Consider the following 18,666-nt stretch of genomic DNA (forward strand, 5'->3'; position numbering starts at 1 on the left):
TAAGTAAAAATGCCTCATTTTGCAATAATATGCTATTATTTATATTTTAGTCAAATTAGCCGCATTTTACTAGTATTTAATTAAATAGTGGAATAATACAATTTATAGATTCATCTCAATAAACAACTTTTTATAATACAACCACTTATGAAAATGTATTTTTTATAAATTATAACTTAAAATATACACTCTTAACAATTGTTAAAATTGTATTATTCTTCTATTTATGCTTCATTTTACAGAAATAGATATCCATTTGTTTAATAAAAAAAAGAAATCCCTATACATTTACATATATAGGGATTTTATTCAAAATATTGTATATATATTAAACATCATATGTTAAATTGGGTGCCAACCACTTCTCCATGGTCGACAAATTCATCTTTTTGCGGTTGGCATAGACTTCCACTTGGTCTTTTGCAACTTTACCAAGACCAAAATACTTGGCATCTGGACTGGCAAAATAAAATCCAGAAACAGAAGATGCTGGGTACATCGCCATACTTTCTGTCAATATTATTCCTGTTTTATTCGTCGCATCCAACAATTTAAATAAGTCCGGCTTTTCTGTATGATCAGGACAAGCAGGATAACCTGGTGCTGGACGAATACCTACATAGGTCTCTTTAATCATCTCTTCCGTATCTATATTTTCTTCCGGAGCATACCCCCAAAACTCTTTACGTACTTTCGCATGTACACATTCTGCAAAAGCTTCAGCCAATCGATCTGCTATAGCTTTCAACATAATGCTATTATAATCATCATGATCTTTTTCAAAACGCTCTAAATAAGGTTCAATACCCATACCAGCCGTTACTGCAAACATGCCAATGTAATCCTTTTTACCAGATTCTTTCGGCGCAATATAATCCGCTAAAGAAATATTGGGTACTCCTTTCCCTTTTTTCCCTTGTTGTCTTAAAAAATGGAATTGTTTCAGTACGGTCGTTCTAGATTCATCAGCGTATACTTCAACCGTATCATCCTGAACAACTGAGGCAGGATAAATGCCATATACAGCATTCGCGGTAAGCCATTTTTCTTTAATAACTTGATCTAACAACGTATTGGCATCCACAAATAGCTTTTCAGCTTCAACACCAATCACCGGATCTTTAAATATTTTCGGATATTTCCCTTTCAACATCCATGTCTGAAAAAACGGTGTCCAATCAATATATGTACGAATTTCTTCCAAAGAGAAATCGGTTAAGGCATAACTTCCCAATTGATTGGGGGTATGAATGGGAACCGTATTCCAATCCGCTACAAATTTGTTTGCACACGCTTCTGCGTAGGTCACATAATTTTTATCTTCGCGTTTATTTGCATAATCTTCACGAAGTTGCGCATACTCGGCTTTCATTTCTTTAACGAAAGCTTCGCAATGTTCATCGCTCAATAATTTACTCGCAACGGGTACTCCTTTTGAAGCATCCAATACGTGTATCACTGCACCACTATAATTCGGATCAATTTTTACTGCTGTATGTATACGTGAAGTGGTTGCACCACCAATCATCAATGGCAATTTAAAACCTGCACGTTCCATTTCTTTCGCAACGGTTACCATCTCATCTAAAGATGGCGTAATCAAACCAGACAGTCCAATGATATCTACTTTTTCTTCTATAGCTCGTTCTAATATTTTAGCAGCTGGAACCATTACTCCTAAATCTACTATGTCATAATTGTTACACGCCAACACGACACCTACAATATTCTTTCCAATATCATGTACATCGCCTTTAACTGTAGCCATCAATATTTTACCTGCATTACGTTGATCACCGTTCTTCTTTTTTTCTTCTTCTAAGAAAGGCATCAAATATGCTACGGATTTTTTCATAACACGCGCACTCTTTACAACTTGTGGCAAAAACATTTTCCCTTCGCCAAAAAGATCTCCAACCACATTCATCCCAGCCATCAACGGACCTTCAATTACTTTTAGAGGAATCACATATTTAATACGTGCTTCTTCCGTATCGGCATCAATAAATTCAATTTCGCCTTTCACAAGTGCATGCGTCAAGCGTTCTTCAACACTCCCGTTCCGCCATTCAAGATCTTTAACCAGAACTTTATCGACTCCTTTAACACGATCGGCATATTCCAACAAACGTTCTGTGGCATCGTCTCTCCTATTTAACACAACATCTTCAACACGTTCCAATAAATCTTTGGGAATGTTTTGATATACCTCAAGCATGGCTGGGTTTACAATACCCATATCCATTCCTTCTTTTATTGCATAATATAAAAACACAGAGTGCATCGCTTCACGCACGGTATTATTCCCTCTAAACGAAAAGGACATATTACTTACACCTCCGCTTACATGGGCACCCGGAAGGTTTTCTCTAATCCAACGAGTTGCTTTAAAAAAATCAACGGCATAATTTTTATGCTCATCAATACCCGTAGCAATAGGAAAAATATTGGGATCGAAAATAATATCGTTCGGATTGAAATTAAGTTTATCAACCAATGTACGATATGAACGCTCACAAATTTGAATACGTCTTTCATATGTGTCAGCTTGTCCATCTTCATCAAAAGCCATTACAACAACAGCTGCACCATACTTTTTAATTTTGCTCGCCTGTTCCAAGAACTCAGCCTCGCCCGCTTTTAAACTGATGGAGTTTACAATACCTTTTCCTTGAATACATTTAAGTCCGGCTTCAATCACATGCCATTTAGATGAATCCACCATTACAGGCACACGAGAAATTTCTGGTTCAGAAGCGAGTAAGTTTAAATAGCGAACCATTGCAGCCTCACTATCCAACATTCCTTCATCCATGTTGACGTCAATCACTTGCGCACCTCCACGAACTTGATCCAATGCAACAGCAATCGCTTCTTCGTATTTATTCTCCTTAATTAAACGTAAAAACATTTTAGAACCTGTAACGTTGGTTCTTTCACCAATATTTACAAAAATGGAATCTTTATCTACGATTAGTGGCTCAAGACCACTTAATTTCAACTTACCTATTTTATATTTCATTATGCTAATAGACTATGCTTCTACTTCTTCTAATTTACGTGGTGCAAATTTTGCTGCCACTTCCGCCATTGCTTTAATGTGATCAGGTGTACTTCCACAGCATCCGCCTAAAATGTTTACTAGACCTTCTTCTAAAAATTCAGTTATTTGTTCGGCCATTTGTGCAGGTGTTTCGTCGTATTGACCAAACTCATTTGGAAGTCCGGCATTTGGATATGCACTTACAAAGAAGGGCGCTTCTTTTGCTAAGACTTGTAAATAAGGTCTCAATTCTTTTGCACCAAGCGCACAATTTAAACCAACAGACAATAACGGAGCATGAGAAACAGAAATTAAAAATGCTTCAGTTGTTTGTCCAGATAATGTTCTGCCACTTGCATCGGTAATGGTTGCAGAAACCATAACAGGGATTTCGTTCCCAGTTTCTTCAAACAATTCCATGATGGCATAAATTGCAGCCTTAGAATTTAAGGTGTCAAAAATCGTTTCGATTAATAAAATATCTGCACCACCTTCTATCAATGCAATCGCTTGATCTTTGTAGGCTTTGGCTAATTCATCGAAGGTTACAGCACGATATCCTGGATCATTTACATCGGGCGAAATAGATGCTGTTCTATTCGTCGGCCCCATCGCACCTGCAACAAAACGAGGGCGAGACGGATCTTTTTTCATGAATTCATCGGCAGCATCGCGAGCAATTTTTGCACCATAATAATTGATATCATACACCATATGCTCCAAGCGATAATCGGCTTGTGCAATGGTTGTACCGCTAAACGTGTTGGTTTCAATAATATCAGCACCTGCTGCTAAATATTCGGTATGGATTGCTTTGATCACATCTGGCCGAGTAAAACTCAACAAATCATTATTCCCTTTTAATGGATGATCGTGATCTTTTAATTTTTCATTTCTAAAATCTTCTTCTTCCAAACTATATCGTTGGATCATGGTACCCATAGCACCGTCCAAAATTAAAATTCTTTGGGCTAATTCGCTTCTAATATCTGCCTTTGACATATTCGTTCCTTTCTTCTAAGAGCCTGAATTACAAACCTACATACTTGTGGGCTTAAAGACAACTCTTTTTATAAAACTTCACTATGAAAGAATGTAACAAATAAAGTAATCAAATCATTTCAAATCTATATCCACTTTAAAAACATACACCTTATACCAACAAGGAATACACATAAAAATACATATATGGACGATTATTTAATTCTAAATCCACTTAAAGTCTCAAAAACCGCTTTTAAAAGAGCACTTATCTATGTATTTTTGGATTCTTATTCATTTAATAGAAAATCGTGAAATTAGCAGCTGTTGATATTGGTTCGAATGCCATTCGTTTTCAAGTAAGTAAAATTATTGAATACAATGGAATGATCATGTTTAAAAAAATGGAATATGTACGTTTTCCACTTCGTTTGGGTGAAGACGTTTTCCGTTTGGGAATGATCTCTGCAGAAAAAGAAATGAAATTTATTAAGCTGATACAAACGTTTAAAAATTTATTTGAATTGTATGAAGTAGATGATTACATGATTTCTGCTACATCTGCTATGAGAGAATCTTCAAACGGAAAAGATATTGTTCTTAAAGTAAAAGGGTTGGTTGGCGTAGACATTGAAATTATAGATGGCGACAAAGAAGCAGAACTTATTAATACCGTTTTACACAATGAATTAGATGACAACAGTTACATTCACATTGATGTAGGTGGTGGTAGTACAGAATTAAATTTGTTTGTAAATAGAAAGAAAATAGCTGCGCGATCTTTTAAAATTGGTTCTGTAAGACGTCTTCAAGGTTTAGACTCTCCAGAAGAATGGAAAGCTATGGAGAACTGGGTAAAAGACAATATTGACAAATTACCAAAACCCGTTACAGCGATCGGAACAGGTGGCAACATTGGAAAACTTTTTGAATTGGGTACTACAGATAAGTCTAAGAAAGATAAGCGTATGATTTCGCTTAAGAAAATTGAAGAAGTCCATCACAATATTTCTCAATACAGTTATGAAGATCGTATTAATGTGTTGATGTTAAATAGTGACCGTGCGGATGTTATTATCCCTGCATCTGAAATTTATACAGGTGTTATGGAATTTGCAAAAGCAAAAAATATGCTTGTACCTGAAGTTGGTTTAAAAGATGGCTTGATGTTGATGTTGTATGAGCGCAACAAACACTTACATGTAACCGATTTAGATAGCATTCGAAACGTGAATAAATATCAAAAATAACAATTTCAGTATATTTTAGTATTGACAAATAAACTGCTTATAAAAAATCAATTTTCATTGACTGTATTCATTTAATATATGTTATTTAGTTCAATTATTTTCTTATTCTTATTTCTACCTCTTACACTTCTCGGATATTATTTAATACCTGAAAAATATAAAAACTACTGGTTATTATTTACCAGTTTAATCTTTTTTGCCTGGGGTGGTGTAAGTGAAACGGTAATTTTAATTATATCTATTGTAATCAATTATTACTTTGGCATCGCTATTCAAAAATACATAGACACAAAAAAGTCGTATCTGTTTCTCTTTTGGGGTGTCACAATAAATTTACTCATTCTAGGAGTATTTAAGTATGCGAATTTTTTTGTTGGAAATCTGAATCAAATTCTTTCCGTTTTTGAAATGCCAAATTTACAACAAACTAGAATCGCACTTCCAATCGGCATTTCGTTTTATACGTTTCACTCATTATCCTATTTGGTTGACATATATAAGAAAAAATCTACTGCTCAAAAGAATATTTTAGATTTATCCTTATATATATGCATGTTTTCGCAATTAATAGCAGGTCCAATCATTCGATATAGCGACATATGGAGACAACTTACTGAGCGTGTACACACCTTGTCAAAGTTTGCTTCAGGAACACAACGTTTTTTGATTGGCTTAGGAAAAAAAGTTTTACTAGCAAATACATTTGCGCGTATAGCAGATGACTTGTTCGGTGGCAACGTAGACAACCTAAACGCACCTACTGCATGGTTGGGGATAATATGTTATACATTACAAATTTATTACGACTTTGCAGGGTATTCGGATATGGCAATCGGCTTAGGGCGCATGTTTGGATTTGAATTTATGGAAAACTTCAATTTCCCATACGTAGCAAAATCCGTAACAGATTTTTGGAGACGTTGGCACATTTCATTATCCTCATTCTTTAGAGATTATGTATACATTCCTTTAGGGGGAAATAGAATTAGTGAAAGAAAAACGTATACAAATTTATTAATCGTATTCTTTTTAACAGGATTCTGGCATGGTGCTAGCTGGACATTCATTTTATGGGGGTTGTTTTATGGCATATTTATGGTCATAGAACGACTTGGATTCAATAAAATATTAGAACGTATTTGGCAACCAATCGCAAATTTGTACACACTCTTAATCGTAATGTTTGCTTGGGTATTATTCAGAGCAGACACATTAGCGTATGCCCTATCCTATTGGAAAGCTTTATTTAATTTTAACGTTTCGCAAAACGAAACAAATTTATTCTTTAGTTTCATGGATCGAGAGTTGGTACTAACATTAATCATTGGCATACTTGGTGCTCTTGGATTTTTCAATTTATTTAAAAATCCAATTCAGAAATTATCTTCTTCTACTGCCTTTACCTATTCATTCAATACCGTAAGTGTGTTGTTTTATGCATTCATATTAATCATGAGTTCCATGTATTTAATTGCAGGTTCTTACAATCCATTTATATACTACAGGTTTTAATTATGTTACAAAATAAATACCAATATTATTTACTCGTAGTTGTATTTATATCACTTATATCCTTTCCAATAATTAACACTCAGTTAGGTATTGTTAAAGACATTAAGAGTTCTGAAAATAGAAAAATGGCTGAATTTCCCATTCCAAACATTGAAAATTTAGATGCTTACCCAAGCAAATTCAATCTGTACTTTAATGATAATTTTTCTATAAGAGCTCGACTAATCGAAATGTACAATACATTTATATTGTCAATGTATCATAAGTCACCAATGCCTGATCAAATAGTATTTGGAAAAGATGGTTATATTTTTTTAGGTGATGATGAATTAACTTCTTTTCGAGGTAAGAACATATTAACGAGTGATGAACTTTCTAAAATTAAACAAGAGTTAGAATATAGAAATAAATACTTAGCAAAAAGGAATTGTAAATTTTACGTATTGGTTGCACCTAATAAAGCAGCTATTTATTATGACAAAATGCCTGAAAACGTTGTTCGTATATATGAAAAATCATGGGGAGAACAACTTATAAATTATCTAGAAAAAAACACTGACTTAAATACTATTAATTTATTTGACAGATTTAAAGATATTAAAGACACAACGCAACTATACTTAAAGTTAGATAACCATTGGAATAATCTTGGAGCTTATTATGCAGTTTCAGAATTCATTAATCATTTAAAAAAAGATATTACTACCATAAAAAGCAAACCCTTATCTGACTATAATATCGTTAAAAGCTCAACAAAGAAGGGCAATATTGTTGAAATGCTTTCAAATAACGAAGAATTCCAAGACACTATCTATAGTCTAGTACCAAAGGCAGGTATTGAATACAGCATAGATACAAATCAAAAATATCCATGCATTGATGGTTTTCCGTATTGTTTCGAATACGAAATGCATAATCATAGTAAGAACCCTAGTGATAGTACAAAACCTAAGCTATTGATTATTTCAGATTCTTTTGGTGGAGCATTTTACCCAATAGCTTCTGAATATTTTAGAGAAACAACAAAAATATTTGATTCTTGGCAATATAAATTAAATGAGCCAATAGTTGAAAATGAAAAACCAGATGTTATGATTTTAATAATGCTTGAATCAAACATTCGGAATTTATTACGACATACATCATGCCCAGATATTAAAAGAAGCAATTAAAAAAACACATAGGCCATCAATTGAAATTAGATGGCCTATGTGTTTTTTAATTTAATGCTATTTTTTTTATAGATGTTTATTAGTCTATTTGCCTATTTTTAGTCCAATGCATTAATTATCTTTTTATCACTTCCATAGATATCACTAAAAAAATACAATCTAGAATCACCTTTTTTCATATAACAGGTAAAATAACTTATCATGATTGGGATTTTAGTTTTTAAAGCAATCGCATAGTTTTTATCAGACTTTAAAATATCTTGAATTTGACTTGGCTTAAATCCTTCTTTAGACAATAAATAATTTGCAAATTTTATCGGATCATGCAATCGGATGCACCCATGACTAAAAGAACGTACGTCATTATCAAACAAATATTTTGCAGGTGTATCGTGCATATAAATCGAATATGGATTTGGGAATAAAAATTTCACTTGCCCCAATGAATTTTTCTCTCCTGGATTTTCTTTGATAACAAATGGAAAATTCTTTTCCGTATACGAATCAAAAGATGCAGGTGTTTCTACAATATCAGCACCTTGATATAAAACCATATTATGTTTTTCAAGATACGAAGGATCTTTTTTCAAGGATGGTAAAATTTCTTTTACAGCAATCGATTTAGGTACTGTCCAATATGGATTAAATTCTACTGTAGCAATTTTAGATTCAAAAACAGGCGTTTGATTCATAACTCTACCTACAATAATGCGTTCTGAATAATCAACTTTCCCATTCTTAAAATAGCTTAAGGTATAATCTGGAATATTAATTAAAACAAACTCTTTTTCACTATCAATATCTTCATTAAACCATCTACAGCGTTCCATATTTGCACGAATGGTATTTCGAATTTCATTGGGGGTATAATTTATTTTATTTAAAGTAGTTTTATCAATAATACCAGTAGGCTTTAAACCAACATGTGCTTGAAAAATTTTAATATTAGAAACTAAATCGTCATTAAAAACATTATCAATTGCATTGATATCATATTGAGTAGTTGCATTTAAACGTTTTTTTATTTCAACGATTATAAATGAAGTATCTCCCTTTTGAAGTTTTCGGCCGATATACGGTATAGATTTAGCACCAAATCCATAGACTTCAAGGGAGTCGGATTCGATTAATGCTTTCCTAAGACTTTCGTAAAAAAATATTTTTGGTCTAAAAGCAGGCGCGATATTAGTTACATTATTATTAAAAACATCTACTAAATTTGAATCGGACACAGCTGCCTCAGAAGGTCTTTTATAATTCCATTCAGGATAAATTGTTATTGGATCAACACGACCAAAATGCAAATGATTGATGTAGGTATACATGGATTTAGACATCAACAATTCCAAGGATACGGCATCGTTAATTACTAAAGAATCTTTTAACTTGTAACTTTCAAACTCTTTTGTTAAAAGATTAACATGGTAATCTTCTGGATCCAGACCTTCATTTTTAGATTCCTTTAAAACATCTAAAGCCCGTTGAAACTTCTTTTCGTCACCCCAAAAGAGCTGATACTCATTTTTTTTGTATAGATTAAAAATACTATCGTTTGAAGATACAAAAACAGAGAAATATTTATTTCCGACATTATTTTTATCTATATCTACAATCCTAGTTGCAACAAAGAAATTGGTTTGTTCAAATAAATCTTTTTTCAAAAAAGGCACAATCGATTTTTCTTTAGCAATTGTGTCTATTGTCTTATGTGAAGCTGATGGTTGGACTTTTCTGGAACAGGAATAAAATCCTATCAATAATAAAATTACTAGTACTGGTTTTAACATCTATATAAGTTATGAAACTTTATTTATGCAACCAAACGGAAGAATCTAAATAATTTTTATCGGGATAGTAATGAAAAATAATTGCATTGTTTGAAAGTTGACTCGCAAATTGGTTAAATGTTTTTTCGGGTAGTGTGGGACAGCCTAAGCTTCTGCCAAATCTACCTAATTCTTTAATAACAGATTCATTCGCATAATCTGCAGTATGCATTACGATTGCTCTTTTACGTGCATTATTATTAAAACCATTATCCAAACCATCCATGCGAATAGAAAGTCCATGTGCTCCCATATACATCTCAGACAAACGATAAAATCCAAGACTTGATTTGTTCGATTCTATCTGATTTGAAAAGCTAGTAGCATAATTTTCACCTGAATATTTTCCGTGGCATACATAATCGGTGCAAACTACAGATGTGTCTGTTAAATCAAGTAAGAAAAAACGTTGTTCAGTTGATGGTTTAGAGAAATCTACAATTGCAATGTATTTAAAATTTACTCGAAGCGAGTCCTCAATATTCTTAACACCTTCTAATGCATAAGCCAAAACAATAGGATCAATAATGTTCAATTGCTCCGAAACTTGAACAGTTTTTTTAACAATTGATTTTGTTGCAGTATTGAGTTTGTCTGCTCTTTTACTAAAAGAAGCTAAAATCAATATTAAAGGTAGAAATACAATATTTTTGATTTTTTTCATAGGCTACATTTAACCATTTCACCTTAAAAACATATTTAATCTAGAAATAATTCATTTAAAAAGAATAAAAAAACTCTATTTAAACGGTTTAAATAGAGTTTTATAAAATAATTTGCATCAATTTGATTTAAAATAACTTCACCTTCATTACTTCTTTCTTATTTAAATGATAGAAATCTTTGTGAACATCTACTACATTTTCATCTTGTTGTAGATGGATTTTAACATAGGTATCTTCAGCAGTTAATTTGTATGAATTAACATTATCCAATAAATTCAAATTTAATATTTCTAATGCAATTTGCTTAGATAATTCATCTTCAATTGAAAACAAGGATTCAATTCTTCGATCAAAACTTCGAACCATCATATCTGCACTTCCACCATACACTTTAGGATTTCCTTCATTATGGAAATAATATAAGCGATTATGTTCTAGCAAATCTCCAACGATTGATTTAACAGAAATGTTTTCACTTAAACCTTCTACTCCAGGCCTCAAACAACACATCCCTCGCACGATCAATTTTATGGGAACGCCCGCTTGTGAAGCGGCATACAATGCATCAATACCATCTTTATCTTGTAATGAATTCACTTTGATAACAATTCCACTCGGTTTACCTGCTCTAGCATTTACAGCTTCGTTTTCTATCAGTTCAATCAATTTCCGGCGCATATCACCGGGTGCAGTAATTATATTTTGATAATCGCCTGGCTCTGAATGCCCTGTTATAACATTGAAAAATTCACTGATATCTTGAGCGTACATTTCATTCGTACTTAGTAAGCTTATGTCAGTATATAAACGTGCCGTATCCTCATTGTAATTCCCGCTCGACATATGTACATAACGCGTAATCGAATCATTCGAGTTTTTCCGAACAATCAACATCAACTTCGTATGTGTTTTATATTTATTAAAGCCATAAATAACAAAACAACCAGCCTTTTGTAAACGTTGCGCTTCTTTAATATTATTTTCTTCATCAAAACGAGCCGTTACCTCAAACAATACGGAAACATTTTTTCCATTTTCAGCAGCTTTCAATAAAGCGGTAGTTATGCGCGAGTTTTTAGCTAATCGATAAATGGTTATTTTAATCGCTAATACACCAGGATCTTCAGCAGCCTGCTCTAACAATTCTACTACATATTTAAAATCATTAAACGGATGATGAAGCAACACATCATGCTTCTGCAAATATTTCAACAAGTTTAGCGATTCGCCTCCAGCCGGATTTAATAAAGCCAATGGTTGAACAGGAGGCGCAAGTTTATGTAAATAACTTTTAAATTCAGGATGATTTACAATTTGCCACAAACACGTAAAATCCATTAAACTGGAATTTATAAAAATATTGCAGTCGTCAATTTGATATCTTTCTAGCAATATTTTCATCATCCAAGCTGAATAATTCTCTTCAACTTCTATCCGAACAACACGAGCAGTTTTTCGTGTTTTAATTTTCTTTTTAATTTCATCAATGAATGCTTCATCCACGTCATCACTCTCTTCTACAGAAAAATCTCCATTTCGAGTAATTCGAAATAAGTTCGTTGATAATATTTCTACATTACGAAAGAGTTTAAAAATATTCCAACGTACTATTTCTTGTATGGGAATAAATAATATTTTATCCTCTCGTCGGATCTCAAAAAAACGTGGTATGTTCGTTGGTAATTGAATCAACGTCAATCTTCGTTGCTCCCCAATAATAGTTCGATTGATGGTTACAACACCAAAAACCAATAACTTATTCATCATTATCGGAAATGAATGGTGATTATCGTAAGTCATAGGTGTTAACATTGGGAAAATCGTTTTTTTGAAATACGTTTTCACAACATCATTCTCTGCTTTCGTTAACTCACCTTCTTTTGAAACAATATCAAAATTCCTTTTTTCAAATTCTGACTTCAAAGAATCGTTATATACAGTTAATTGTTCTTTACAGAAGTCCTGCAAGTCTTGAAACAAGACACGTTTGAATGCATTTTCACGTAAACCAGAATAATCTGTACGTTCTCTATCGTAATCTAAATAGTTATACAAACTACCCACACGTATTTGAAAAAACTCATCTAAGTTGGAGGATGTAATCGCAAGAAATTTCATTCGGTCAAAAATATTCCGAGTATCATTTTTGCTTTGATCTAAGACTCTATAATTGAATTTAATCCAACTTAAATCGCGACTTATATAATTTGTAGAAACTTGTGTTCCTTTTGTATTCAACGAATCTTTAATAATCATACCACCTATAACATTACACTCCTAAATAAAACAAAAAAAGGGGATTTCTCAATCCCCTTCTACGTTATTTTTATGTTATTGTTTTAAATATCAATTTTAGCATAACGAGCATTTTTCTCAATAAACTCTCTACGTGGTGCAACTTCATCTCCCATCAACATAGAGAATAAGTGATCCGCTTCTGCTGCAGACTCAACGCTTACTTGTTTTAAACTTCTTTTTTCAGGATCCATTGTTGTTGACCACAATTGCTCTGGATTCATTTCACCCAAACCTTTATAGCGCTGAATACCAACAGAGTCTTCCTTACCATCTTTCGCAAGTTCTTTGACAGCTTGTTCACGCTGTTCTTCCGTCCAACAATATTTCTCTTCTTTCCCTCTTTTAATCAAATAAAGTGGTGGTTGAGCAATATAAACGTGTCCGGCATCAACAAGAGCACGCATATAACGGAAAAAGAATGTCAAAATCAAGGTGCGAATGTGTGAACCATCGATGTCCGCATCCGTCATGATGATTACTTTATGATAACGAAGTTTTGTAAGATTTAATACTTTTTCGCCTTCTTCTGTTCCGAAAGAAACACCTAAGGCGGTAATCATATTTTTAATCTCTTCGTTTTCGTAAATTCTATGTTCTTGTGCTTTTTCTACATTTAAAATTTTACCACGTAAAGGTAAAATAGCATGGTATTTACGATCTCTACCTTGTTTTGCAGAACCACCAGCAGAATCCCCTTCGACTAAATAGATTTCACATTTAACAGGATCGCTTTCAGAGCAATCGGCCAATTTACCAGGTAAACCTGTTCCAGACAAAACGCTTTTACGCTGCACCATTTCTCTTGCTTTACGAGCAGCATTACGCGCTTGAGCAGCTAAGATTACTTTTTGAACAATGATTTTTGCCTCTTTCGGATTTTCCTCTAGATAGATGTTTAACATTTCACCAACTGCTTGGTCAACTGCACCCATTACATCCGAGTTCCCTAATTTTGTTTTTGTCTGTCCTTCAAATTGAGGTTCTTGAACTTTAACAGAAATTACCGCTGTCAGACCTTCTCTAAAGTCATCTCCGGTTACTTCCATTTTCAATTTCTCAAGCATACCCGATTTGTCAGCATACGATTTCAAGGTACGAGTCAATGCTCTTCTGAAACCAGCAACGTGCGTACCACCTTCAACCGTATTGATGTTATTTACATAAGAAAATACGTTTTCAGAGTATGATGTATTATACAACATCGCTACTTCAACAGGTATTGGGCCCTTGTCCGTTTCCATATATAATGGTTTCGGAATCAAATTTTCTCTTGTTGAATCTAAATATTCAACAAATTCTCTTAAACCACCTTCAGAATAAAATAATTCTATTGCAGACTTTCCATCTTCACCAACTTCACGATGATCTTGAAGGGTAATTTTAATTCCTTTATTTAAGAAAGATAATTCACGCAAACGATTTGCGATGGTTTCGTATTTATATTCAGAACTAGTAAAAATAGAATCATCGGGTAAAAATTGAACTTTCGTTCCATGAATCTCAGATGTACCAATTTCTTTCACATCGTATTGAGGAATCCCCTTTTTGTATTCTTGCTGGTGTACTTTACCATCGCGGTAAACGGTAACTTTCATGTCCTTAGATAAGGCATTCACACAAGAAACACCCACACCGTGCAATCCACCAGATACTTTGTAGGTATCTTTATCAAATTTACCACCGGCATGCAAAACGGTCAATACAACTTCAAGCGCTGATTTACCATATTTAGCAATCACTCCTGTTGGGATACCACGACCATTATCTGTTACGGAAATAGAATTATCTTCATTAATCTCTACCGTAATATCGGTACAATGACCAGCAAGTGCTTCATCAATAGAGTTATCTACAACTTCCCAAACCAAGTGATGCAAGCCTCTTATACCAATATCGCCAATATACATGGCAGGTCTTTTACGAACAGCTTCTAAACCTTCTAAAACTTGAATATTATCCGCTGAGTAGTCAGCTTTGTTGTTTTCAATCTCGCTCATTTTCTTTAAGTAGATACAATGTAAAAATACAATTTTTTACCCGCATTAGATAGCGAAAAAATAGTATTTATCCACAAAAAATGCTTCTTAAAATGTTCCAACTGAGAGCATTACAAGTGTGCATCCTTCTACTGTTTCTATGTCATTTTTTTGAAGTATTTCTTCAAATTCTGGGTTCTCTGTACCCGGATTGAAAATGACTCTTTTAGGTTTTAATGAAAGGATGTATTTGTATTCGTCTATTTGATTTTGGGCATTAATATAAAGCGTTACCGTATCAACGTTATCTAATATCGGACGGTCATTAATAATAGCTTTTCCTAAGACCTCTCCTTTTTTTCTACCTATGGGAATAAACTCGTGATCGTGTTGTTGCAGGCGTTCTGCAGCAAGATATGCGTAACGAGTTGGTTCAGGTGTTGCTCCAAGTATGACAGTTTTTTTCATAGTAAATGGTGTAAAGTGTAGATAAATGGGTGTAAAGTGAAATTTCAAAACGAAACAATATCGGATTAATGTTTCTTTAAATCTTTAACAAAACAGGCATTGAATTTAGTTCATTTAACAATTTAATGAGTCCTGTAAATTTGGCGTACATAAAGTTTATTATTTCTAACCAAGGATAAAATATTCAGTATGAAAAATCACAATCGCAATTAAAAATAGGCAAGCTTACATTTTATACTTTAAGAATCACCTAATGCCTTAGCGTTTGGCTTTAAGCTTTTTCTCCAGCTAAACCCAATCCCTGCGCTATCCTCAACGCGCAGCTTTCGCCGTCCATTGCCGCAGACATAATACCTCCTGCATAACCAGCACCTTCTCCACACGGATACAAACCTTTCAAGGTAACATGCTGTAAGGTTTCTTTATCTCTGGGAACAAATATCGGAGAAGATGTTCTGCTTTCAACTCCTATCAATAATCCTTCATTGCTTGTATAACCATTTATTTTAGACTCAAAGGATTTTAAACCTTGTCGCAAACGTTGTGCAATCATATCGGGCAAGACATCATCCATCTTTGCGCTCTTCAAGCCTGGTTGATACGAACAATCAGGAAGAATGGAAGAATATTTATTTTGAATAAAATCTGCTACACGTTGTGCAGGCGCAGTTTGTGTTTTACCACCTACTGCCCAAGCATTTTGTTCCACACTTTTTTGGAATTCGAGCGCTGCAAATGCACCATATTTTCCAAACTCTTTTATGTCTTCTAATTCAACAGCTACAACCATTCCAGAGTTTGCAAACTTCGAGTCTCTCCTACTTGGCGACATCCCATTTACGACCAACTCTCCTGGTGACGTAGCAGCTGGCACGATAAATCCACCTGGGCACATACAAAACGAATACACGCCACGTTCTACTTTCTGATATTGTGTTTGTGTCACCAATGAATACGCTGCCGCAGGGAGGTATTCACCCCGATCGGCACAATGATATTGTTTGGAATCTATAAGCGATTGAGGATGTTCAATACGTACACCAAGGGCAAATGGCTTAGCGTCTATTTGAATACCTTGTTCGTGCAACATATAAAAAATATCACGTGCCGAATGTCCTGTGCAAAGTATGGTTGCAATCCCTTCAATGGATTCGTTGGTATTTGTAACCACACCTTTGCATTCCCCATCGCGAATAATTAGTTTTTCTACGCGCGTGTCAAATAAAACTTCGCCACCGTATCTTTTTATCGTCTCTCTAAGATCTGTAACCAATACAGGCAATTTGTTAGTACCAATATGGGGATGTGCATCTACTAATATATCCTCGGTAGCACCATGTGCAACCAGCACTTCTAATACTTTTCGAATATCACCACGTTTTTTAGAACGGGTATATAATTTTCCATCGGAATAGGTACCCGCACCACCTTCTCCAAAACAATAATTGGATTCTGGATTTACTATGTGATCTTTATTAATTGCAGCTAAATCTCTTCTACGTGCACGTACATCTTTACCACGCTCTATAACAATAGGTTTAATGCCAAATTCCAATAAGCGCAACGCAGCAAACAGCCCTGCAGGACCGGCACCAATGATCACAACTTGATGCTTCCCATTCGCTTGTTTATATATTTCTTTATCCAGTGCTAATAATGGTGGCAGCAATTCTCCTTTATCAAAAACCTCTACACCCAAACGCACCAATACTTGACGGCCACGTGCATCAATAGAACGACGTTTAATTCTAAAATGAAAGGAATCGATGGATTGATAGGAAGTTTGAGCTTTAATAGCTCGTTTTATGTGTTCATCCAGAACAGCGTCTTCGGGGCGAAGCGCAATTTCAATTAGTTTACTCATGGGTAAGGTTTTTATCCTTAAATCAGGTTTGTAATAGCATGCAATATACGGATATTAAGGATAATATGACTAGACATAAACCCAACTATTACTTCTTCTTTTTAAAGATTATTTTTTTATTGTCAATCAACGTTCTTATGGAATTATCTATATCTGGACAATATAAATTAATAACTGTTTCAATTTTATTCTTTTCAATAGTCATAAATGTAATCTCTCCCTGTAAATTTTCATATTTAAATTTCCACTCGGGTAAAATCATATCCCAAACACTTAAGTGTAACACAGAAACACGTATTGAGGAAGAAGGCAGTATATATGTCATACCTGATTTTATATCCGACTTTTTTAATTTAAAAAAAACATTTTCTTGGTATTCCTCCTCCATTCTATCGGGTTGGTCATAATTGTAATGGTAATAAAGAATTATACTATCACCTACAGTTTTAATGCCTGTTGAAATTTTACCATAGACATCATGATAGTTAACAGTAAGTCGGATCAAAGATTCACACTCACTATCAATTATTACGTTATTTCTATGAATGATATCTAATTCTTCTTTATTGGAAAATAAATTAGAACTTAATCTCAGACTTTTTATTTTCGAATTTTCTATTAATGAAATTGGTATGTTTTCAATTTGGGTACATTCAAATCCGACATAAGTAAGATTGGGTAGTTGACCAATGAAATCTGGCAAGATTTTCAAATTGAGATTATCAGACATTGATAATTCTCTCAAACCTTTATAATAAAAATGAGGAATTTCGATTTCAAAAATATTGTTGTCATTTAGTAACAATACTTCAAGTGATTTTAATTGCCATACTTCTGCAGGAATCTTTTCAATTTCATTACCCCCCAAATACAATTTCATTAAATTATCCATATTACTTATCCATACTGGTATATGGATAATTTTATTTGAGCCTAAATCAAGATCTTCCAACATTTTAAAATATGAAATATCATCAGGAATAGCTGTCAATTCATTCCGAGACAAATCAAAAGTGGTTAATTGATTTAAATTCCTAAAACTACTAGACATTATTTTAATTTTACCTCTGGAAAGATTAATGTTTTTCAAATTCACCAGATTTCCTATCTGTTCAGGAATCTCCGTTAAATCATTTTCAGATAAATTAAGATTCAATAATTGATTTAAATCACTAAAACTATTTGGCAGTATTTTAATTTTACACCCAGAAAGATTAATAATTTTCAAATTTTTAAGCATACCAATCTCCTCTGGAAGTATAAATGACTCTGAGGTGAAATACTTAATTAAATAAAGTTCTTCTAAAGATGTAAGTTGAGAAATAGTTGACGGTAATGTTTGAAGATGGCAATTCTCCATTTTCAAAACTTTTAGATTTACTAATGCTCCGATTGAACTTGGTAAGGAAGTTGCCTCATAATAGGGCAATGTTAAATTTGTCAAATTAGTCATGCTCGACAAATACCCAACAGCTTCAGAAATATTTCCAAAGTTGTACATATTCAAATTTTGCAGATTCTTCAATAGGCTTATTTCCATAGGAAGTACAGCCATCTGATAGCCACGAATACTTAAATTATTTAATTTTTCATTATGGGATAATTTAAGAA

11 protein-coding genes and 1 pseudogene are annotated in these 18,666 nt (G+C 33.6%); 3 read left to right on the top strand and 9 right to left on the bottom strand.

All coding sequences use genetic code 11. The features are described from left to right. Window positions 1–328: 328 nt before the first annotated feature. The gene (gene metH / locus Q0543_RS10255; protein WP_299252258.1) at window positions 329–3,022 is read right to left on the bottom strand and encodes a methionine synthase; all 2,694 of its coding nucleotides are present in this window, start codon (window positions 3,020–3,022) and stop codon (window positions 329–331) included. A gap of 12 nt (window positions 3,023–3,034) precedes the next feature. Beyond that, window positions 3,035–4,045 (bottom strand): homocysteine S-methyltransferase family protein, encoded by a 1,011-nt coding sequence (locus Q0543_RS10260; protein ID WP_299252261.1) that lies wholly within the window; start codon window positions 4,043–4,045, stop codon window positions 3,035–3,037. A gap of 290 nt (window positions 4,046–4,335) precedes the next feature. Between Q0543_RS10260 and Q0543_RS10265 the strand changes: the two genes are divergently transcribed. From Q0543_RS10265 to Q0543_RS10275, 3 genes are all read left to right on the top strand, one after another. Beyond that, window positions 4,336–5,274: a phosphatase gene (locus Q0543_RS10265; RefSeq protein ID WP_299252264.1), complete on the top strand. Its 939-nt coding sequence runs from the start codon at window positions 4,336–4,338 to the stop codon at window positions 5,272–5,274. A 78-nt stretch (window positions 5,275–5,352) separates the two neighbouring features. Beyond that, the gene (locus tag Q0543_RS10270) at window positions 5,353–6,786 is read left to right on the top strand and encodes an MBOAT family O-acyltransferase (RefSeq protein ID WP_299252267.1); all 1,434 of its coding nucleotides are present in this window, start codon (window positions 5,353–5,355) and stop codon (window positions 6,784–6,786) included. Window positions 6,787–6,788: 2 nt separating this feature from the next. Then, complete coding sequence (locus tag Q0543_RS10275) at window positions 6,789–7,958, top strand: hypothetical protein (protein WP_299252270.1); 1,170 nt, start codon at window positions 6,789–6,791, stop codon at window positions 7,956–7,958. A gap of 98 nt (window positions 7,959–8,056) precedes the next feature. Here the strand turns inward: Q0543_RS10275 and Q0543_RS10280 are convergent, their stop codons facing one another. From Q0543_RS10280 to Q0543_RS10310, 7 genes and pseudogenes are all read right to left on the bottom strand, one after another. After that, on the bottom strand, window positions 8,057–9,745 hold the full coding sequence (locus tag Q0543_RS10280) for a L,D-transpeptidase family protein (RefSeq protein ID WP_299252273.1): 1,689 nt from the start codon (window positions 9,743–9,745) through the stop codon (window positions 8,057–8,059). A gap of 19 nt (window positions 9,746–9,764) precedes the next feature. Next, window positions 9,765–10,448, bottom strand: coding sequence for a murein L,D-transpeptidase catalytic domain family protein (locus tag Q0543_RS10285; protein WP_299252276.1), 684 nt, complete (start codon window positions 10,446–10,448; stop codon window positions 9,765–9,767). A 127-nt stretch (window positions 10,449–10,575) separates the two neighbouring features. Then, window positions 10,576–12,705, bottom strand: coding sequence for a polyphosphate kinase 1 (ppk1, locus tag Q0543_RS10290; RefSeq protein ID WP_299252279.1), 2,130 nt, complete (start codon window positions 12,703–12,705; stop codon window positions 10,576–10,578). Between the two features lie 83 nt (window positions 12,706–12,788). After that, a complete protein-coding gene (gene gyrB / locus Q0543_RS10295) occupies window positions 12,789–14,744 on the bottom strand; it encodes a DNA topoisomerase (ATP-hydrolyzing) subunit B (RefSeq protein WP_299252282.1) in 1,956 nt (651 codons plus the stop codon). Window positions 14,745–14,831: 87 nt separating this feature from the next. Then, the gene (locus tag Q0543_RS10300; protein ID WP_299252285.1) at window positions 14,832–15,191 is read right to left on the bottom strand and encodes a CoA-binding protein; all 360 of its coding nucleotides are present in this window, start codon (window positions 15,189–15,191) and stop codon (window positions 14,832–14,834) included. Between the two features lie 271 nt (window positions 15,192–15,462). Continuing rightward, window positions 15,463–17,055, bottom strand: coding sequence for an FAD-dependent protein (locus Q0543_RS10305; protein ID WP_299252288.1), 1,593 nt, complete (start codon window positions 17,053–17,055; stop codon window positions 15,463–15,465). A gap of 88 nt (window positions 17,056–17,143) precedes the next feature. After that, a pseudogene (locus Q0543_RS10310) lies at window positions 17,144–18,666 on the bottom strand (hypothetical protein); the annotation flags it as partial.

This window comes from uncultured Cytophaga sp. (genome assembly GCF_937863595.1).
Classification (GTDB): Bacteria; Bacteroidota; Bacteroidia; order Cytophagales; family Cytophagaceae; genus Cytophaga.